The 21,519-nt window shown below is 41.2% G+C and carries 16 protein-coding genes and 1 CRISPR repeat array (1 of these 17 cut by a window edge); of the genes, 3 read left to right on the top strand and 13 right to left on the bottom strand.

Translation table 11 applies throughout. From position 1 onward, the window contains the following. Nucleotides 1-76 precede the first annotated feature (76 nt). Both B4B65_RS20005 and B4B65_RS20010 read right to left on the bottom strand, forming a co-directional pair. A complete protein-coding gene (locus tag B4B65_RS20005) occupies nucleotides 77-1,900 on the bottom strand; it encodes an ABC transporter ATP-binding protein (protein WP_201678357.1) in 1,824 nt (607 codons plus the stop codon). A 130-nt stretch (nucleotides 1,901-2,030) separates the two neighbouring features. Continuing rightward, nucleotides 2,031-2,390, bottom strand: coding sequence for a hypothetical protein (locus tag B4B65_RS20010; RefSeq protein ID WP_293918261.1), 360 nt, complete (start codon nucleotides 2,388-2,390; stop codon nucleotides 2,031-2,033). Nucleotides 2,391-2,778: 388 nt separating this feature from the next. Here B4B65_RS20010 and B4B65_RS20015 point away from each other — a divergent pair, with 388 nt between their 5' ends. The 3 genes from B4B65_RS20015 to B4B65_RS20025 all read left to right on the top strand — a co-directional run bounded on the left by B4B65_RS20015 (nucleotide 2,779) and on the right by B4B65_RS20025 (nucleotide 6,080). Next, nucleotides 2,779-3,933, top strand: coding sequence for a pyridoxal phosphate-dependent aminotransferase (locus tag B4B65_RS20015; protein ID WP_293918263.1), 1,155 nt, complete (start codon nucleotides 2,779-2,781; stop codon nucleotides 3,931-3,933). 86 nt (nucleotides 3,934-4,019) lie between these two features. Further along, nucleotides 4,020-4,859 (top strand): prephenate dehydrogenase, encoded by an 840-nt coding sequence (locus B4B65_RS20020; protein WP_293918265.1) that lies wholly within the window; start codon nucleotides 4,020-4,022, stop codon nucleotides 4,857-4,859. 72 nt (nucleotides 4,860-4,931) lie between these two features. Beyond that, nucleotides 4,932-6,080 (top strand): hypothetical protein, encoded by a 1,149-nt coding sequence (locus tag B4B65_RS20025; protein WP_293918267.1) that lies wholly within the window; start codon nucleotides 4,932-4,934, stop codon nucleotides 6,078-6,080. Between the two features lie 58 nt (nucleotides 6,081-6,138). Here the strand turns inward: B4B65_RS20025 and B4B65_RS20030 are convergent, their stop codons facing one another. From B4B65_RS20030 to pheT, 11 genes are all read right to left on the bottom strand, one after another. Next, nucleotides 6,139-7,263 carry a hypothetical protein gene (locus B4B65_RS20030; RefSeq protein WP_201678352.1) on the bottom strand — a complete coding sequence of 375 codons (1,125 nt, stop codon included), beginning with the start codon at nucleotides 7,261-7,263 and terminating at the stop codon, nucleotides 6,139-6,141. Between the two features lie 19 nt (nucleotides 7,264-7,282). Continuing rightward, nucleotides 7,283-8,413 (bottom strand): SPFH domain-containing protein, encoded by a 1,131-nt coding sequence (locus tag B4B65_RS20035; protein ID WP_293918270.1) that lies wholly within the window; start codon nucleotides 8,411-8,413, stop codon nucleotides 7,283-7,285. A gap of 109 nt (nucleotides 8,414-8,522) precedes the next feature. Next, nucleotides 8,523-9,179 (bottom strand): ligase-associated DNA damage response endonuclease PdeM, encoded by a 657-nt coding sequence (pdeM, locus tag B4B65_RS20040; RefSeq protein WP_293918272.1) that lies wholly within the window; start codon nucleotides 9,177-9,179, stop codon nucleotides 8,523-8,525. Continuing rightward, nucleotides 9,179-11,602, bottom strand: coding sequence for a ligase-associated DNA damage response DEXH box helicase (locus tag B4B65_RS20045; protein WP_293918274.1), 2,424 nt, complete (start codon nucleotides 11,600-11,602; stop codon nucleotides 9,179-9,181). Before B4B65_RS20045 ends, pdeM begins: the two co-directional genes overlap by 1 nt. Further along, nucleotides 11,599-13,191, bottom strand: coding sequence for an ATP-dependent DNA ligase (locus B4B65_RS20050; RefSeq protein ID WP_293918276.1), 1,593 nt, complete (start codon nucleotides 13,189-13,191; stop codon nucleotides 11,599-11,601). The genes B4B65_RS20045 and B4B65_RS20050 overlap by 4 nt, the downstream gene beginning before the upstream one ends. Beyond that, a complete protein-coding gene (locus B4B65_RS20055) occupies nucleotides 13,188-14,189 on the bottom strand; it encodes a ligase-associated DNA damage response exonuclease (RefSeq protein ID WP_293918278.1) in 1,002 nt (333 codons plus the stop codon). The genes B4B65_RS20050 and B4B65_RS20055 overlap by 4 nt, the downstream gene beginning before the upstream one ends. An 860-nt stretch (nucleotides 14,190-15,049) precedes the next feature. Next, entirely contained in the window at nucleotides 15,050-15,589 is a 540-nt protein-coding gene (locus B4B65_RS20060) for a hypothetical protein (RefSeq protein ID WP_293918280.1), read from the bottom strand. Nucleotides 15,590-15,666: 77 nt separating this feature from the next. Beyond that, the gene (rny, locus tag B4B65_RS20065) at nucleotides 15,667-17,232 is read right to left on the bottom strand and encodes a ribonuclease Y (RefSeq protein WP_201678345.1); all 1,566 of its coding nucleotides are present in this window, start codon (nucleotides 17,230-17,232) and stop codon (nucleotides 15,667-15,669) included. Nucleotides 17,233-17,515: 283 nt separating this feature from the next. Then, nucleotides 17,516-17,806 carry a cell division protein ZapA gene (locus tag B4B65_RS20070; RefSeq protein ID WP_002999122.1) on the bottom strand — a complete coding sequence of 97 codons (291 nt, stop codon included), beginning with the start codon at nucleotides 17,804-17,806 and terminating at the stop codon, nucleotides 17,516-17,518. 59 nt (nucleotides 17,807-17,865) lie between these two features. Next, nucleotides 17,866-18,174 (bottom strand): hypothetical protein, encoded by a 309-nt coding sequence (locus B4B65_RS20075; RefSeq protein WP_003004875.1) that lies wholly within the window; start codon nucleotides 18,172-18,174, stop codon nucleotides 17,866-17,868. A 34-nt stretch (nucleotides 18,175-18,208) separates the two neighbouring features. Then, nucleotides 18,209-20,608: a phenylalanine--tRNA ligase subunit beta gene (pheT, locus tag B4B65_RS20080; RefSeq protein ID WP_293918284.1), complete on the bottom strand. Its 2,400-nt coding sequence runs from the start codon at nucleotides 20,606-20,608 to the stop codon at nucleotides 18,209-18,211. A 231-nt stretch (nucleotides 20,609-20,839) separates the two neighbouring features. Continuing rightward, nucleotides 20,840-21,519: direct repeats of the CRISPR family, unit length 47 nt; unit sequence GTTGTGAATTGCTTTCAATTTTGAGTATCTTTAGGATATAACACAAC (it continues 2,446 nt past the right edge of the window).

Raw genomic sequence — 21,519 nt, forward strand, 5'->3', positions numbered from 1 at the left:
ATTAGACAAATGTACCAATATTAGAATAAAAATGCGAGCAGATTCTTGTTAAAACATTCAATTTACAAAAAGATTACTATTCACCAAACTGTTGCATATCAATAAGGCGTTTGTATAGCCCCTGCTTGATCAGCAGTTCAGAATGTGTACCATACTCTACAATCTTACCGCCTTCCACAACGACAATCTTATCCGCATTCTGAATGGTACTCAACCGGTGCGCAATAACCACAGTTGTTCTGTTTTCCATTAGTTTATACAACGCTTCCTGCACCAGTTTTTCAGATTCGGTATCCAATGCTGAAGTCGCTTCATCCAACAACATAATCGGCGGATTTTTCAGTACAGCTCTTGCGATACAAAGGCGTTGACGCTGACCTCCGGATAATTTGGCACCACGGTCACCGATATTGGTCTGATAACCCCCTTCTGTATTCAGGATAAACTGGTGGGCATTTGCAATTTTTGCAGCAGCCTCAACCTGTTCCTGTGTAGCAGACTCGTTGGCAAAAGCTATATTATTAAAAATGGTATCATTAAACAATATGGAATCCTGATTCACCACGCCTATTAATCTGCGCAGGGATTCCTGATTGAGATCCCGCAGATCTTGACCATCAAACAATACTTTTCCACCAGTCACGTCCATAAAGCGCGGTATCAGATCGACTAATGTGGATTTACCACCACCGGATGGACCGACTAACGCAATTGTTTTCCCTTTTTCAATCGTAAGATTGATATCCGACAGCACCTTGTGTTCGCCATAAGCAAAATCCACATGTTCAAAACGGATATCTGAATTGAAATTATCAACGGTAACAGCATCTGCTTTATCCACAACTTCACTTCTTTCATCGATCAGTTCCAATACACGTTCACCAGCTGCGACTCCGTTATGAATATTACTGAATGAATCGGTAATCGCTTTTGCAGGACGCATAATCTGAGAGAAGATAGCAATGTAGGCTATAAAATCTGCAGCCGGAAGATCGCCGCTTCCACTTAGCACCAGACTCCCGCCATACAACAGAATGACAGCGACCATAACTACCCCCAGCAGTTCCGAGACAGGAGATCCCATCTGCTGCCTGCGAACCATGCGGCGCATAATATTGGCATAGCGGTGGTTTTCGTTATTAAATCTGTTCTTTACAAAATCTGTTGCATTGAAGGCTTTGATAATACGGACACCGGACAATGCTTCATCCAGATAAGTGATCATATTAGCATAGGATTGTTGCCCTTCCTGTGCCTGAGCTTTTAAGGTCTTTACTATACGTGAAATGAAAAATGCAGAAACAGGGATAACCAGCATAGAAAATAAGGTCAGCTTCGCCGATATCACAAATAGCATAATCAGATAAGCGATCAATTGCAAGGGTTCTTTAAATACAACCTGCAACGTACCTGTAACCGAAAATTGTACCACCTGTACATCTGAAGCTATCTTAGAAATTACATCTCCTTTACGTTGTCCGCTGAAATATCCCAGATGAAGATCCATAACATTGCCAAATACAGCTTTACGAAGATTCAACAACGTATGAATTCGTAAATTTTCCATGATTCGCTGAGAAAAATAACGGAAAGCATTACTGATCAATACCGAGATTACAATCACGATACAGACGATCTTCAGTGCTTCATACGGACCATATTGCTGATTAGCCCAATTGGCATAGTAATTAAAGTAGCCCAGAATATCAAACATACCATCCGGCTCAACTAAAGCAGCCTTTACTTCTCCTTCCGTATTGAATAACGTGTGTAGTAAAGGAGCTAACAAAGCCAGATTAAGGGTACTGAATATGACTGTGACCAACGTACATATAATATACGGGATCGCATATTTTTCAATGGGTTTGGCAAATGAAAGTAGTCTAAAATAAGTCTTCATTTAATGTTATAAGCCAACAAAAATAGTAAAAATGTCAACCTTACGCATAAAGTTGAACATTATAATAAACAATGTTACACAATTAAGACAGGAATACAGCCTGTTTTTTAATTCAATAACGGCAATTTAACTATTCGGATACAGCCATTATTTGTGATAGTTCCACCGCCTTTCCTTTATTGTTTTTGCTGATGTCTGCGGCTTCAATAAAAGCACATATCTCTAATGTCTGTGCAATGTCTACAGGTGATACATCGGAGTCAAAAAAGTCAACAATTTTATGTAGAAGCGGATTATAACCTCTGAAATCTCCCAGTCTCACATTTTCCTGTTCACCATAAATTATGCCACCAAAATCATTCTTTCCGATACGCATGCCAAGTACCGTATCTATGCGTCCTCCATCCCATACACCTACAATCAGATCCGAATCTGTGGTATGTACCCGTGAAACCGCTTTACAACCTGTTCCCATTGCAGCAAATAACATCTCTACACCATGAATACCATACCAAAAAAATCAGGATGTGTGCGTTCGAGGGTTACAGGTGTAAAACATCAGAAGCTAATAATTTTCCATAGTGGTCTGCAATAAACTTCTTCCATTCCATCGATATACCGCAGTGAAGATGTGGAGAACATCGGTGTATTATATCATCATTGCGCCCAGAACCGCACTACCAGTGCGGATAAACTCTCTTCTGCCCGATGTATTCTTTTAGTTGATTGATGTTGAATGAATGATAAATGTACAAAAAAGGAAATATGCTCTAAAAGAGAAATAGCTTTATCCGGCACTTTCGTTGCGCTTTTTTATTATATTTTAGTGTAAATAGGTTCATTATTTTTACTTTAGGGTTTTCAAAACACAAATTAAAATGCAAATTAACGTTGCCAAAAGGTTGCAACAGACCGAAGAGTACTACTTCTCTAAAAAATTGAGAGAGATTGACGAGCTCAACAAAAGCGGAGCCCGCGTGATCAATTTGGGAATTGGAAGCCCCGATTTGCCTCCACATCCCGAAGTTATTCAAACCCTTCATGAGCAAGCCAGCTTGCCCAATACCCATGGTTATCAAAATTATAAAGGTAGCCCGGTATTACGCAAAGCTATTGCTGAGTGGTATGAACGATATTATCGCGTATCTCTTAATCCTGAAAAAGAGGTTTTACCTTTGATCGGTTCCAAAGAAGGCATCGTCCATATTTGTATGACATATCTGCAGGAAGGCGATGAAGTGCTTATACCTAATCCGGGATACCCGGCCTATGCTGCTGCTGTACGTCTCAGTGGTGCAACAGCTATTCCTTACACCATGACAGAGGAAAATGACTGGCTGCCCAACCTGAAAGAACTGGAGCAAACGGATCTTTCGAAAGTAAAGATTATGTGGATTAACTATCCGCATATGCCGACCGGATCTAAGGCTACTGCTTCCTTTTTTGAAGCTGTGATCGCATTTGGTAAAAAACATAATATACTGATCTGTCACGATAATCCGTATAGTTTTATTCTGAACGATCATCCGCAAAGTATTCTGGAGACAGAAGGAGCGAAAGATGTAGCAATAGAACTTAATTCCCTGAGTAAATCGTCCAATATGGCCGGTTGGAGAATAGGTATGCTATGTGCTGCAGAAGAACGTATCAATGAGATTCTGCGATTCAAAAGTAATATGGATTCAGGTATGTTTTTACCTCTTCAGCTTGCTGCTGCTAAAGCCCTTAGTCTGGATAGCACATGGTACACGGAGCTGAATGCTTCCTATCAGAAAAGAAAAGATAAAGCACTGGAATTGTTGAACCTGCTTAATTGCAGTTATCGCGAAGACCAGGTTGGTCTGTTTATATGGGCCAAAGTGCCGGAAAAGTATACCAGCGGATATGAACTAAGCGATGAAGTCTTAAATAAGGCTCGTGTCTTTATCACTCCCGGAGGAATTTTCGGAGATGCCGGCAATGCTTATATACGGGTCAGCTTATGTGCTACAGAAGCTGTATTTGAAGAAGCCATAGCACGCATCAGTGGTTAGCTTGCAAACAACTTACGCATACAGCAGACAAAAAAATCACTGTATAACAGTTGTTTAATTTTTACTTTTTTAATTATCATTTTCTAATGAACTTAGCAATTGTCGGAATCGGACTGATCGGAGGATCAGTAGCCATCCGATTGAAAGAAAAGGGAAACTTTTCTAAAATAATAGGAGTTGACAAGAGTGAATCTAATCAGAAAAAAGCTCTTCAGCTTCATCTGGTTGATGAAATCGCCTCTCTGGAAGAAGCTGTAAAAAACTGTAAGGTCATTATTCTGACAGCTCCGGTAAATGCAATTTTAGAACTTGCACCTAAAATACTGGATCTGGTCACAGATCAGGTCATCATTGATATGGGCTCTACAAAGGAAAATATTCTCAAACTTATAGAGAATCATCCTAAAAGAGGACGTTATGTAGCCGCACACCCGATGGCAGGAACCGAATATTCAGGTCCTGAAGCTGCTATACCTGGTCTGTTTAAAGATAAAATGATGGTATATGTAGAAGCTTTCCGCTCAGACGAGGATGCCTTTGAACTGGCAGATTCCATTACCGAGCAACTTGAAATGAAAACTTCCTACATGAATGCCAATGAGCATGATGTACATACGGCATATGTATCCCACATTTCTCATCTTACATCTTTTGCACTGGCACTCACGGTATTGGGTAAAGAAAAATCACAGGGCCGTATTTTTGAACTGGCCGGTTCGGGATTTGAATCTACGGTACGTCTGGCAAAAAGCTCACCAGACATGTGGACTCCGATATTCAAACAAAACAGGACAAATGTACTGGAAGTGCTGGATGAGCATATCAAGCAGCTGCAACTCCTGCATAAGGCTATTGAAAAAGAAGATTATGATGAGCTGTATAAGCTGATTAAAAAATCGAATAAGATCAAAAGGATTATTAAATAAGAATAGTGCTGCAGACTTCAAACTTTGCAGCACTATCTGCTTTTATATAAATAGGAACAAAACCTCCCTACTATGCAAAGAGATCAGCCGGTCTATATTTCACTGACCGCAGACCAAAGTCATAAAATAACTATCCCTGCAGGACAGGGAAGCTTTTCTATTGGCACTAAGGGTATTTCCCAAGGTAAATATGACACCTGGGTGGAAAAAGCAGATGTTATACAATGGAATTGCTTTGATGAATTCAGAACACCTGCCGGCTCACACTGGCCGAGATTTTTCTATTATGCAGGGAATGATAACGGATTCGTTCAATGGTCAGATCAAAGACCTGTTGAAGATTTTCATTGGTTTCCGTATGAACCTGTTTCAGCAGATCTGACAAACGCTGATATAGGAAATTTTTATGTTCATTCAGCAGGAGAACGGGTCGAATTAACATTGGGGAGCAAGATCAGAAGACTCTACCTGTCAGGAAACCTGACACAACTACACATAGAACAACCTACGGGGATACCTTACCTTCATTTCTCTCCCGATACAGTAAAGACGGATGCACTTCCCTATAAATTACCTGTATTTAAAAATTTCGAACACATACCACATATTGATGTAAGTGTTCCTCCCGCAGGTCAGCCATTCGACTGTGAAAGTCTTCTGCAATTCAAAAATATGAAATCTTTGAGTCTGAACGGAAATCTAACAAATATGCAAGCGCTGAAGGAATTGCAACATCTGGAGTCAATAGAATTGAGATATGTTTCTGATTTGGCGGATATGCCCACACTTGCAACATGGTCTCAACTAACATATTTTATCGGATGGAATATAGAAGAAGAGGCAGGTAAAGTATTGAAAAAAGAATTGCAGCAACTCAGTAAAGAAAGAGTATTTAAGTATGCTTCAGTATCCAAACTAAGAAAAAGAATCTGGTTTATAACAGAATATGGAATTCCATTTGCAGACTGGACAGATAAAAATGCAAAACTGGCAACCAAAGCTTATAAAACAGCGCTAAAGGAAATCAGCAAGGCTAAAACAGAAGATGAGGTAAAAGATTCGGTTGTTAAAGTAATCCGGGTTATTAATTCCTTACCGGACATAGAGACTACAGAACGTGAAGATGCAGGGCTCGCTGTAGATCAGCTTATTCAATCTTCCTCCTTAGCAATCTCAACTGAAAAAGCCAGTCAATGGTTTGACGAATACCGGGATTTTTAAGGTCTTTCAAATATTCCATAGCACAGAATTTGAATTCTGAACTATGGAATATTCATATCTACCCTACTCCTAAAAACAGACCAATAATATACAGAATAAGAATTCCCAAAAGAATAGCTCCTACAATTTTCCAAGTACTATACGGCCGGTCACCGTATACCTTTCCACTGAAGGCATTGATCATAATCTGATAGTATTTCCCATTATACTTATAAGATGTCAGCCATACCGGCAGCAACACATACCGTATCCCTTCTTTACTGAAATCTGTCTGTACCGAATCAATACGCTGTTCATCACCACCTATATCATCCTGTATATATCCTCTGATCTGATAGTGCATGACCGCTTTGGCTTCAGCCATTGCCGCCTGAGGATCCAGCTGATAAGTCTGTGCTGAAAATCCACTGATATACTGTTCATTGAAAGGAACAAGCTTATCCAAATGCCAGGGCCCGAGTTTGTCACTGGAAGCCTGAGAAAGTGACTGTGAAGCGCATATAGTGATATCCTTAAAGGCCACAGAGACTCTTCCGGAAGCATATCGCCAGCGTGTGCGCTGATCCTGTACTGTCGTGGTATTCCCATCCTTATCTCTTACCGTCCGCTCCACATAATAATGATCTCCCCGCTCGCCGGTATAATCGGAAACTGTATTTGCATTGAACACCCAGAAAGGAATATACACGCCCTTCAATGCATTCAGAGAGTATGTATCAAAAATTCTTTTAAAATCATTCGGCGCAAACCAGCGCTTACCTCCCCAGGTTTTAAATTGCTGATAAGCCCGCTTATTATCTATAAAAAAGGGAACCAGCGCCTGAGGCCGCACAATATGTTCGGTATGATGATCAATAACCAGAGGCGAAGAGCAAAAAGCACATTTTGCTGCGACTACATGTGAAGGCAGTGTTGTGGATGCCCCACAGTTTGTACATTTTGCAATTTCCTGCAGCTCCTCATATCGGTTGTCGTTGACATCTTTTATAGAAGCAATGTAATGATCATAATCAATAGGAAAGGTAAGCGGAGGAGCATTCTCCACATTTTGCACTATCGTATTACGTGTACCACAATACGGACATAACAAATAATCTGTACCGGGTTTATAGGCCAGAGGAGCACTACAACCGGTACATTTAAATGTTTTATTTATTTCAGCAGTTTTTTCTTCAAATGCCATGAACAACGATTGAATTTGCTTAGGCGCCTGGTATCGGAGGAGGAGTCTGCTGGAACAACTGAGCAAGGTCTGTCGTCTGCGATGCCGCAATCCAATTGTCAAATCCGGCTTTCCAAACCAACATATTTGAAGTCAGTCTGCCACCTGCAATCATCTCTTTGAGCTGTGTCATATCAAATGGTCCCTCCTGCTTATTGTTGACTGCGACATAGTAAGCAACTTGCACAGGTAACGGTGGCGGAACTGCCCCAGCTTCCTGAGCAGCAGGCTGATTACCCTCAAACTTACGTTCCTGAAAAACTCCGGCCATATTACCGGCCATTCCCATTCCTAGTCCCGCACCCATGCCGGCACCCATCAATCCGCCACTACTTGGATTCTCAGCAGCTTTTTCCATTGCATTGGCCGCCTGATACTGTGCATATGCTCCCAAATCTCCCACAATTCCCATACTGCTGCGTTTGTCCAGTACCTTTTCTACTTCATCCGGAAGGGAGACATTTTCTATTAAGAATTTATTAAGCAGCAATCCGATCTCTTCAAATTCAGGGCTTATTTTTTGTTGAATAAGACCTGATACTTCATCATAATTAGAGGCCAGATCAAGAATCGGAATTTTGGATTCGGCTACAGCATCCATACCACGGGTAACCGCAATATTACGCAGCTGTTCATTTATATCATCTACCGTAAATGTAGGATTGGTTGCAGAAATTGTTTTGATAAACAAGCCGGGATCTTTGACACTGAAAGCATAGTTACCAAATGCACGCAGCCGTACCGGACCGAATTCGGCATCTCTGAGCATAATAGGATTGTTGGTTCCCCATTTCTGATTCACAAACTGTCGCAGACTCACAAAAAAAACGTCTGCTTTGAAAGGACTGTTGAAACCATATTTCCAGCCCTGTAAAGTCGTCATAATAGGCATGTTCTGTGTTGAAAGTTCATATCGCCCGGAATAATACACATCGGCAATACGTCCCTCATTCATAAATACAGCAGCCTGACCTTCGCGTACAGTAAGCTGTGCACCCATTTTTATCTCATTCTGATAGCGTGGAAATTTCCAGACAATGGTGTCTTTGGTATCATCCACCCACTCGATGATATCTATAAATTCATTTCTGATTTTATCTAACAATCCCATAATTTTCAAGTTTATATGGATTAAAGATAGCACTTTTACAGCATATCAAAAGAAAGATTTAACAGGTATAATAAGCTATTTTGCAGGGCTGCAATCTGCTATACTGAAGTTAAGCAAACTCTTTTATTTCGACGACCTCATCATAAATAACAGAAAAAAAACGAGCATTATCCTCTTTCGGCAATATATGCAACCCTGTCCATTTGCCATAGGCCGGCAAGGTGAGAACATTGTTTTTCAAATGGAAACATGGAAGCCTGAACTGTTGCCGGCCCTTTCCTCTGACGACACATCCGGGATGCAGGTGTCCTACAATATTGAACATGTAAGCGGGCAAATCTGCAACAGGTTCGTGCGAAAACAGCAGTCCTTCAGCCAGAATATATTGTGGAATAATCTGTAAACGTGCTTCAGCCCAGTGCGTATCTACCAAAATATCATGATTACCACGGGTAAGCAAAAAACTGATTTTCGGATAGCGATGTGTAAACATAGCAAATGCTGTCCAGTCTTCATTCCAGTCTGAATGAAACAAATCGCCCAGTAATATTACCCGTTCTACCATCAGCTCCTGCAATAACAATTCCAGGCGGCTGATTTCTTCTTCTACTTCTACAGGAGGCACAAATAATCCCTCCTTCCGAAAATGTTTCATCTTGCCCAAATGCCAGTCTGACACGACCAACAAATGATAAAAGGGAATATACAGTACTTTCTGAGGCAGTAAAAAGCAATCTAATCCATTCAATACAATCTTCTTTGCCATTACTCCAAAGTTAACTGCATTTTCAGTTTTTCCAAACGGCTTTGCCAATCTTCATTACTGTAACGTTCGCGGAAAGATTCGGAAAAAACGGGAAAAGCGAAAGGAGTCAGCTTTTCAGGATGTGTCAATATAATACGGTGTCCACTGATCCGGTTGAAAGCAGTCTGCATACGTCCTTCCTCCAGCTGAAAATCAAATACTTCATCATAGGCCTCTCTCAACAGCAGATTATGAGGATCATAATCCTGAAATACAGAAAAAAACAAACCTGAATTAGCCTGCAGATGTTTGGTTTTCACATTCTTACCGGGAAATCCCTGAAAAACCAGTCCTGCAATCCCTGCGATATCCCTGAAGCGCCGTCTGGCCATCTCCTGCACATTGATTCCGCTTGACAGATCCAAATGCAGATGCTCGGGTGAAAATACTTTTTGTAATAAAGGAAGAGTAATATCAAATTTCGTTTCGGAGACCAGTTCGAATCCATACTCATTTGTAGCAATACTAAAGGTCGCAGGCTGAATCTTACCCAACCTGTAAGCGATGACCTGAGACATTCCTTCATGCACAAGCTTGCCTTCAAAAGGATAAACAAATAAATGGTGTCCATATCGGGTTTCCATATATTCGACCAGCAGCTCGTCTTCTACCGGCAAAGCAGAGCGAACCTTCTGTTCCTTAAAAAGAGGTTGTAAAAAGCGGATCTCTTCACTTTGATAACTCCTTTTCTGAATATGCTGAAAACTATGACGGATCGCATCTCCCAGATCGGGAGATATGGAAAAGCGTCCACCCATCCACGACGGTACTACTCCTTTCTTTTTTGTAGAAGGTTTAACGGTCACGTCCATTCCTCTGGTATGCAGCAATTCCAGCTGCCTTCCGGAGAACCAGAACACCTCGCCTTCCTTCAGTCTGGAGATAAAGGATTCTTCTATGGACCCCAGATACTTGCCATTCATAAACCGAACCCGCATCATGGCATCGGATACAATCGCACCAATACTAAGCCGGTGTCGCATAGCCAGTTTTCGTGATGTAACTTTATACAATCCGTCAATATATTCCAGACGGTGAAAATCGTCATAAGCTGTAAGTGATTTACCCCCGTGAATAAGCATCGCCATACATTCATCAAATTCTGACCGGGATACCGATGCATAACAGTGTGTCTGCACGATTTCCGCAAAAATCTGATCTGCATCAAATCCATCCCCTACAGCCAGTGTCATTAAATACTGAATCAGCACATCAAAGCTCCGGATATAAGGTATGCGCTGTTCGACTATATGCTCTTTTACAGCATATTTCAGCGAATCTCCTTCTATAATTTCAAGCGAATTCGTAGGTACATAATAGATTTTTGAAGTCTCATCCGGCCGGTGTCCCGAACGGCCTGCACGCTGTAAAAAACGCGCTACTCCTTTTGGAGAGCCTACCTGCACCACACAATCCACCGGTCGAAAATCTACTCCCAGATCCAGGCTACTGGTACAGACCACCGCTTTTAATCGGCCTTCATGTAGTGCTTCTTCCACCCAAAACCGAATCTCATCACTCAGTGAACCATGATGGATTGCCAGTAATCCTGCAAATTCGGGGTAGTTCAGAATAATCTGCTGATACCATATTTCAGCCTGAGACCTTGTATTGGTAAATATCAGGGTCGACTGATGTGCGTTAATGATTGGAATGACCTTATCCAGTAACCGGATTCCTAAATGTCCGGCCCACGGAAATTTCTCTAGTGAATCCGGCAGAACAGTCTCGATATGAAGTTTCTTTTTAATATCTGCTTTGACCATTACACCGGTATTTTCTATACCCAGCAAGATATCCTTTGCCTCTGCCAGATTACCTATAGTAGCGGAAATGCCCCATATCTTCAATCGCGGATTGATGGCCTTAAGCCGGCTTAAAGCCAACTCTACCAACACCCCACGCTTGCTGCCTAACAATTCGTGCCATTCATCAATGACAATAAATTCCAGTGATTTGAAATACGCGGTACTGTCTTTGGATGCCAGCAGCAGATGCACACTTTCCGGTGTGGTAATCATGGCCTGCGGAGGAGTCTTACGTTGTCGCTGACGAACCGATGCAGTGGTATCACCCGTACGTAATTCAATAGTATAATCCAGATCCAGTTCTTCCGAAACTGCATTTGCAGCTTTATAGATTTCTTTGGACAAGGCCCGTAAAGGCGTGATCCAAAGTGTATGTAATTTCTTATTCTTAGCGACAGAATGATGCGCATAATAATGATCCAGAATTCCAAACCATACAGCAAATGTTTTCCCGTATCCTGTAGGGGCATTTAGCAATCCGGAATTTCCTTCACGAATAGCTTTCCAGGTTTGCTGTTGAAAACCATGAGCCTTCCATCCCTGATTATGAAACCATACGTCTGCAAACTGATTCATTTCAACGAATCGATTAAGTCCAACAAATCTTGTTTTGTATTCGCATCTTTTGCTAATTTATCCTTTCGCCATCGCAGAATCCGGGGAAACCGCAAAGCGACACCCGATTTATGCCGGCTGCTGAGATTAATCCCTTCAAATGCCAGCTCAAAGACCATTTCCGCTTTGACACTTCTTACTGGTCCGAATTTTTCAATTGTATTCCGTTTGATCCAGTTATCCATACTAATCAGCTCCTTGTCTGTCAATCCTGAATATGCTTTCGCAAAAGGTACTAATTGCTCTCCATCCCAAACAGCAAAGGTGTAATCGGTAAACAAATTTGCCCTTCGCCCATGTCCGGACTGTGCATAAATCAATACCCCGTCTATCGTCATAGGATCCGTTTTCCACTTCCACCAGTTCCCCCTTTTCCGTCCTGTTTCATAGGGACTTGACTTGCGCTTGATCATAAGTCCCTCCGCATTATGTTCCCTTGCATGTGCTCTGTAAGATGCTGCTTCCTCCCAGGCACTGAACTGTAAAGCCGGAGACAGCAACAGGACATCAGCAACACCGGCTGTATCCAGCACATGTTGCAGAAGATTACGTCTTTCCGCTAATGGAAGTGCTCTCAGATCCTTCCCTTCCCATTCCAGAAGATCATAGCACACCATCACTAACGGAGCATCAGCCAATGTTTTAGCAGACAGATTTTTGCGTCCTATACGGGTCTGCATAATATTAAAATCAAGGGGTGTGCCCTCCTTCCAGGGGATAACTTCGCCATCGATCACCGTACCGTTTGGAAGCAGGTCTTTTAATTTATGAAATTCCGGAAATTTCTCCGTCATCAGATCTTCCCCTCTGCTCCAGACAAAAAGTTCGTCTTTTCGGATAATAAGCTGTCCGCGGATACCATCCAGCTTAGGCTCCAATATCCAGTCTTCGAGATCACCCAGCTCTTCTACCGGAGAATCAATCGCATAAGCCAGATAAAAGGGATAAGGTAGAAAATGCTTATCTTCATTCAGATCACTGAAAAATAAAGAATCCATCTGCTCAGTAAGCGGACTCCATTTCCCCATAAGCCGGTGCTCCACAACAGCCTCTTCCATTTCCAGATAACGGGCAAGCCCTTTTCCTACGATCTTTTTGGATACCCCAACCCGAAAATTTCCGGTCAGAAACTTATTAAAAAGAAAAAGTGCTGTGCCGGATAATTGTGTCCAATATCCCAAAATCACTTCTTTCTGTACATTTTCCGGCTGCCCATACAGGTTTATCAATTGCTGATAGATGGTATGCAATTCAAATGTAATTGCTGTATTTGATGCCGGTAATACCAAAGCCAGACTTTCGGCAAGATCCCCCACAATGTAGTAGCTTTCATCCAGAAGCCACAGTGGAATATCGGCCAGTTCTGCAGCCCATACTTTTAATAAACTGGTCTTGACAGGACGTTTTGGTTTATTACCCATTAGCAATGCTATTCCAAACAGCTGATCCTCCTGTCTGGCATTTATCAGATAATGATGAATGGCTTCAATTTTTTCATTTGTCCGGGTTGTACTGTCCAGTGCTTCGAAGAGTTCTACAAAATCTTTCATTCCATATCCTCCTCTTCCTGATCATGAAACAGTGTTTTGAAAACAGATGCTTTTACACCCAGATGTTCATTGACCCATTTTGAAAATACTGCTTCGTAACCATGTGTTACATACACGTGGCCGGCACCAGTTTCCTGTACAGCTGCATTAAGCTGTGACCAGTCGCAGTGATCGGACAGGACAAATCCCTGATCCACTCCTCTTCTTCTTCTGGCTCCGCGCAATTGCATCCAACCGCTGCACATGGCGATCTTGTAGGGTCTTAATTTCCGTATCCAGGGAGTATCCATTGCAGATGGCGGTGCAACAATAAGCGCACCCTTTATGGCGGATCGATCCGTCTCCGCAAGAATCCGTTGTCCCGGGAACTGATACCCCACCTCCTGTAGTGCCTGATTAACATTCGCTACAGCTCCGTGCAGGTATATCTCACCGATAGAGGTATCCAGATGTTTTAATATGTTTTGTGCCTTTCCTAGAGAATACCCCAACAATACTGTATTTAATCCTTTATCCTGATTCTGCTTCCACCAGCGGTTGATGTCTTCATACACATCAAATGCAGAAGGAAAATGATACACCGGCAGTCCAAATGTAGATTCTGTGATAAAATGATCACACTTGAGCAATTCAAAAGGTTGTGAAAGACCATCCTCACTCCATTTATAGTCACCTGTAAATACCCAGACTTCTCCCTGATATTCCAGACGTACCTGAGCCGAGCCGATAATATGTCCTGCAGGATGCAGACTTATCTTTACCCCGTTGACGGACATTACCTCACCGTATTCCATGCCGGTAACATTGTTTTCTACCCCAAGACGCAGACGCAATATCGGAATACTGTCCGGATGACACCAGTAGTGTCCCATCCCCCAGCGTGCATGATCACTATGTGCATGGGTAATCAGGGCATTATCAACAGGTTTCCATGGATCAATATAAATATTCGCTTGTTTACAATACAGACCTTTGCTAGTCACAGATAGTAATTTCATATAATCCCGGGCTTCCTTTCTTATGCTATATTTAGTATAAGACAATAAAAGGTAGCAAATTGTTTAGGTTGTACACCGGAATGAAGAGCAATTATGTACGTGTAAAGTTATCAGGGTACTTACTGGCACTAAAAATAAATACTCTACATACACTGCAACTGATTAGGACACCAATTGACGCAGCGGGCTGTAATCAAATCACGCAATAGCAAAGCAGACATCAGGAAATATGTCGTAGGCGTTTGCCGGTGTTCTTACAGGCATTACAAAGAAAGCTCCTATACGTTGCTTAGAAACTTATTTTATCAATTGGTGGGGACACCAATTGACGCAGTGGGGTGTAATCAAATCACGCAATAGCAAAGTAGACATTAGGAAATAAGTAGTATACATCTGCCGCTGGCCTCACTGGCATTACAAAAAAGCTCCTCTACTTTGCTTAGAAATTTATTTTATCAATTGGTGAGGACACCAATTGACGCAGCGGCTGTAATCAAATCACGCAATAGCAAAGCAGGCATCAGGAAAGAAGTAGTATACGTCTGCCGCTGTCCTTATAGGCATTACAAAGAAAGCTCCTCTACTTTACTTAGAAACTTATTTTATCAATTGGTGGGGACACCAATTGACGCGGAGAGCTTATCAAATCACTCAGTAGCAAAGCAGACATCAGGAATGTAGTATGCGTCTGCTGCTATCCTTACAGGCCTTACAAAGAAAGCTCCTATACATTGCTTAGAAATTCATTTTATCAATTGCAGAGAGCTTATCAAATCACTCAGTAACAAAGCAGATATCAGGAAATAAGTAGTATGCGTCTGCCGGTGTCCTCACCGGCATTACAAAAGAGGATGTAAGAATTAAAACTTTAGTTTAAGTTTCTTAAAAACAAAACTCCATAACCATATCGGCCCTATAGTGATTAACCGTATCAGGCTATTGCTTGATACAGGACCTGCTTCTCTTTTTGTCAAGGCAATCAGTACAGCAAGTGAAACCAGCATAATGAGTCCGGTGATCAACCATACTGCGGGACCTCCTGCTCTTTCCAGGTATTCCAGCTGAACAATAAAAAAGCTCATAATACCGATCTCAATCAACATAGCATAAGACAACGTAGGTGCCAGACGAAGATAAGAATAAACGATAACAGCAATAAAAATTGATCCCCAGTTAAGAAAAGTATGCCATCCCATTTTGACCATAAAATCAAACTGCGGGAAAGGAATCATCCAGATCAGTCCCATTAGTCCAAAGAAAAATAAAGTTAAAAAAACAGCATACAATCCTCTGTTTTGAGGATTTGCAAATACGGTTGATAACTCTTTGAAATAAATATCTACTGGTCTTAAAACTTCCTGAGGAACAGGACTCGGTTTGTTTTTCTTTTTATTACTCATGAGACTCTTTTAACAGAAAGAAGCTGTCTGAAAGAATAATTCCCTCAGACAGCTCTCCTTTTTTATCTATTATCTTCTTATTTCGCGTAAGCCACAGAACGTGTTTCCCGAATTACGGTCACTTTAATCTGTCCCGGATAAGTCATTTCCGTTTGAATACGGTTAGAAATATCTGCAGCCAGAATTTCAGCCTGCGCATCTGTTACTTTTTCACTTTCAACGACAACGCGTAATTCACGTCCCGCCTGGATAGCAAATGTTTTCTCCACGCCTGGGTATGACAGCGCAAGATCCTCCAGTTCTTTCAGACGCTTGATATAGCTTTCCACTACCTCACGACGAGCTCCCGGACGGGCGCCTGAGATCGCATCACAAGCCTGTACTACCGGAGAGATCAATGAAGTCATTTCGATTTCATCATGGTGAGCTCCGATCGCATTACAGACATCAGGATGTTCTTTATATTTTTCGGCCAGCTGCATTCCTAAAATTGCGTGCGGCAGTTCAGGATTATCATCAGGCACTTTTCCAATATCATGCAACAGACCTGCACGCTTGGCAAGTTTCACATTCAATCCCAGTTCTGCTGCCATTGTTGCTGCAAAATTGGCAACTTCACGAGAGTGCTGCAACAGGTTTTGTCCGTAAGACGAACGGTAACGCATACGTCCTACCATACGGATCAGTTCCGGATGAAGACCATGTATACCCAGATCTATAGCTGTACGCTCACCGATCTCTACGATTTCATCTTCGATCTGTGTTCTTGTTTTTGCGACTACCTCTTCGATTCTCGCCGGGTGAATACGTCCATCAGTCACCAGACGGTGTAAAGCCAGACGGGCAATTTCACGGCGTACCGGATCAAAGCCTGACAGAATGATAGCCTCCGGTGTGTCATCTACAATGATTTCAACTCCGGTAGCGGCTTCCAGAGCACGTATATTACGACCTTCACGACCGATAATACGTCCTTTGATCTCATCATTTTCGATGTTAAAGATGGAAACGGTATTTTCGATAGCCGATTCGGTTGCTGTACGCTGAATAGTCTGAATAACGACTTTCTTAGCTTCTTTTGTTGCCGTCAGTTTGGCTTCATCTACGACATCCTTGATCTGAATCATCGCCTGAGAACGGGCTTCTTCACGTAAAGAATCAACCAGCTGATTTTTGGCTTCTTCAGCCGTTACTCCGGCAATATTTTCAAGTTGTTTGATTTGTTGAGATTTCAAATGGTCCACTTCTTCGCTTTTCTTCTCATTCAGCTCTACAAGTTTTTCCAATTGCTTTTTAGTATTGTCCAGTTCTTGTTTCTCGCGGTTCAGGTTTTCCAGCTTCTGGTTAATAGACTGCTCCTTCTGGCGGGTAGCATTCTCTTTTTGGACAATGGTATTATTACGCTGATTTACTTCTTTTTCATGTTCAGCTTTTAGTTGTAAAAACTTCTCTTTTGCTTCCAGAAGTCTTTTCTTTTTGATATGCTCCCCTTCCTGTTCTGCCTCCTTCACGATTTTCCTGGCGTTTTCATGTGCAGCTTGTTCTTGCCTTTTAAACAACATTTGCAGCACATAACGGCCAATCAGAACACCCACGACGAGGGAAACTATGATTGTGATTGCTATTATGATCTGTATATTCATTTGTTTTTATGTGTGTTATATTAGTTGATAAAAATTGTTTCTATATGTTTTGATTTAAAATTTTTGCAAAAAAAAACCGCAATTAAATATAAACGGGTACCAAGTATTATTAAACTTCCATTACACATGATTAAGCGATTGATCATGACCTAGATGGCTTACGCAAAATGGTCTACATCTTTTTTTCGCCCGTGATATTGAAGCGTTAAGTTTAAAATAGTGACAACCCGAATTTAATTGCGGCAAATTCGTAGTTACAAAGCGTTGTATAAGAACGATTTTGTTATTTATTAAAGAAACCTGTCAACAACTGATCCAGTTCATGAACAGCCTGCTCTACCCCTTCTTCGTGGTTTTGTGCATTTTTTTCGGCTTTCAACATCCCTGTTGCATATTGCAGGACACACATAGATAATAAATCCTGTTTATCCCGAACTGCATAGTTGTCTTGTAGTTCTTTTATTCTCTCATTAACCAATTTCGCTGCATGACGGATAATCTCCTCCTCACCTGCATCCACTTTCAACGGATATACCCGATCAGCGATATTTATTTTTATGGAAATATCTCCCATTTTTCCTTTGAGCTTATAGTAAACAAATGCTGTTTTTGTACTTCCTTATCTCCGTTATCTTACTTCAATAAGCCTATGCACTTGTCTATTTCTTTAACAAAATCGTTAATTTTTTGCTTCGTGTCAAGTATTTTCTCATTTATTGCGTCTTTATCCACATTCGAATCTTCCAAAGTACGCGCTACAGCAAGCGCTTTCACCTTTTCTTCTGTCTGCTTTACTTTTTCGGAGCTTGTATCCAAAGCCACCTGTAACGATTGCACTTCTAATTTAAGTAAATCATTCTCTTCCTGCAAGGCTTCACACAATTGAATTAAATTTTTCGTTTTCTCAACGATAATATTCATTTGTGTTGATAAAGATGCCATACTTATTTACTGCAATTAAAGTTATACTCCACTATTAGCGCACTACTGCGCCTAATTCTTTCTCAAAGTTAAGAATTAATTTTTGAACTATAGCGTCAATTTGTTTGTCTGCCAAAGTTTTTTCTTCATCCTGCAAAACAAAGCTTAAGGCATATGATTTCTTACCCTGAGGCAGTTTATCGCCTTTATAGACATCAAAAATATTGACTTCTGTAAGCAACTTACGCTCCGTTTTAACTGCCACCTGGCGGAGTTTTTCAAATGTAACAGCCTCATCAACAAGCAATGCCAGATCACGGCGAACAGCCGGAAATTTGGAAACTTCCTTGTATTTAATGCTATTTTTTCGAATTACTTTCAGCACCTGATCCCAGTCAAAATCAGCAAAAAACACCTGTCCGTCTACATCCGCCTTTTTCAGATTAGACTGTGCTACTGCACCAAATGCAACTAATGTTTTCTGCCCCTTTTTATATGATAATCCGTAATCGAAATAGGTAGAATCTGTATCTACGACTTCAAGTCCCTGTATATTCAATCTGCGGATAATAGTATCCACAGCAGCTTTAATGTTGTAAAATGAAACAGGCTTTGCTTCTCCACTCCATTTTTCGCCGGTTTGTCTTCCTGCAAGAGCGAGTCCAAGATGTTGCCTTTCCTGATAACCTTCTTCCAGTAAGTGGTAAGTACGCCCGAATTCAAAGAATTTCAGATCTGTACTTTTTCTCTTCTGGTTGTAAGACACTGCTGTCAAAGCAGAAAATACCAGATTCTGACGCATTGTATCCAGATCGCTGCTTAACGGGTTTAACAATTTCACGGCTGTATCCACATCATCCACATATTCAGATTTGGTCAATGAATTCGATAAAATCTCATTATAACCATTAGCAATCAATAAATCCGCAACCTGATTCAATACCACTTCTCTGTCCGGTTTTTCCGAAGTATTTAAAGAGGCATTGATCTGCTGTTTGATCTCTATATTATTGTAACCGTATATACGCAGAACTTCTTCTACAATATCCACTTCACGGGTTACATCTACTTTAAAAGGAGGTACCTGTACCAGCAGTTCATGTTCATTTTCTTTTGCAACAGTGATTCCAAGAGAGGTAATGATGGAGCGAATATCTTCCTTCGGAATCGCTTTACCGATAAGACGTTGTACATTCGCATAATTGACCGTAAACTCGAACGGAGAGACCGGATCAGGATACAGGTCTGTAATCGCTGAACTCACTGTGCCTCCTGCAACTTCAAGAATCAATAATGCAGCACGTTTGAGTGCAAATTCTGTCATATTCGGATCGGTTCCTCTCTCAAAACGGAAAGAAGAGTCCGTTTTCAACGCATGTCTTTTCGCTGTTTTACGGACAGATACGGGATTGAAATATGCGCTTTCTAAAAATATATTAACGGTAGAAGCACTTACTCCGGAATGTAAGCCACCGAATACACCGGCTATACACATTGGTTTTTCTGCATCTGCAATAACCAGATCTTCTGCGGACAAGGTACGTGCAACTCCGTCTAAAGTTGTAAAAGCTTCTCCTTCTGCAGCATTACGCACAATGACCTGCTGACCGGCAATCTGATCAGCATCAAAGGCATGCAGAGGTTGTCCCAGATCATGAAGTACATAATTGGTAACATCCACAATATTGTTAATCGGACGAATACCGATAACATTCAGTTTTTCTTTCAACCAATCCGGAGATTCTTTTACTGTCACTCCTGAAATATTTACACCTGTATAACGGGGTGCAGCATCTGTATTTCTGACGGAAACTACAGTTTGCACAGCACTTCCAGCTGACTGAAATGCAGAAATATCCGGTAATGTAAATGAAGTTCTGAAAAAACCCGCTAAATCACGCGCTACTCCTAAGTGAGAAGCGGCATCAGCACGATTGGGAGTCAGACCGATTTCATAACGGTAATCATCTGTAATGTGAAAATAATCACGGGCTGTCTGTCCTACCTGTGTATCAGCAGGTAGCACCAGGATACCATCATGCGATTTGCCCAACCCAATTTCATCTTCTGCACAGATCATCCCTTCTGATACTTCACCACGGATTTTAGATTTATTGATTTTAAAAGGTTCTCCTTCCAGCGGATGCACAGTAGTTCCTACAGTAGCTACTATTACTTTTTGTCCGGCAGCTACATTCGGTGCACCGCAGACGATGTGCAACAATTCTTCACGTCCTACATCTACAGTTGTGACACGAAGACGATCCGCATTGGGATGTTGTTCACAAGTCTTCACTTCCCCTACAACAAGACCTTCCAATCCTCCGGGTATGCTCTGAACCGTTTCCAACACTTCTACTTCCAGACCAATATCTGTCAAAATATGAGAGATTTGCTCAGGAGTCTTATCCTTTATATCAACAAAATTCTTTAACCAGTTATATGAAATATTCATTGTCTAATCTATATGAAGCACAAAGATAGAACTTTGTAACGAAATACGGATTCCGCAGCTGGTAAAATTTGAATAACTACGCATATGGAATGTATTATTTTTTGAGTAGATTTAGGTATTGCTTTATTATAAACTGTCCGCGATCGTAAAGGTTGAGCTTTCATACGGTCGGTTCTTTGATTTAATGATATTTACAATAACGCTAGCTCGACAGAGATCCGTTCGTCAACTGTTGTGAATTGCTTTCAATTTTGAGTATCTTTAAGATATAACACAACAGATTAACAATATTGACATCATTAGGTCAAGTTGTGAATTGCTTTCAATTTTGAGTATCTTTAAGATATAACACAACCAGGATTTAAGCCGAAGAAGGACATCTATGGTTGTGAATTGCTTTCAATTTTGAGTATCTTTAGGATATAACACAACACCCGGGTATTCTATGGAGAGACAACAATAGTTGTGAATTGCTTTCAATTTTGAGTATCTTTAAGATATAACACAACTACAGGTAGTTTTCTGATGACTATCATTGTGTTGTGAATTGCTTTCAATTTTGAGTATCTTTAGGATATAACACAACCCTCTCAATATGACCTCTTGCGTACGTGTAGTTGTGAATTGCTTTCAATTTTGAGTATCTTTAGGATATAACACAACTCGCTGCGCTGCGCTCTGTCAGCTGCGTCCGTTGTGAATTGCTTTCAATTTTGAGTATCTTTAGGATATAACACAACCAACTTTGCCAGTTGATCTTCCAATCTCTTGTTGTGAATTGCTTTCAATTTTGAGTATCTTTAGGATATAACACAACGTGCTTCGGGGCTGTTGTATTCGTTCTCCAGTTGTGAATTGCTTTCAATTTTGAGTATCTTTAGGATATAACACAACTAATGAAGTTGGCACGG

Origin of the sequence: Sphingobacterium sp. UBA5789 (assembly GCF_002418355.1) — a bacterium.
GTDB lineage: Bacteria > Bacteroidota > Bacteroidia > Sphingobacteriales > Sphingobacteriaceae > Sphingobacterium.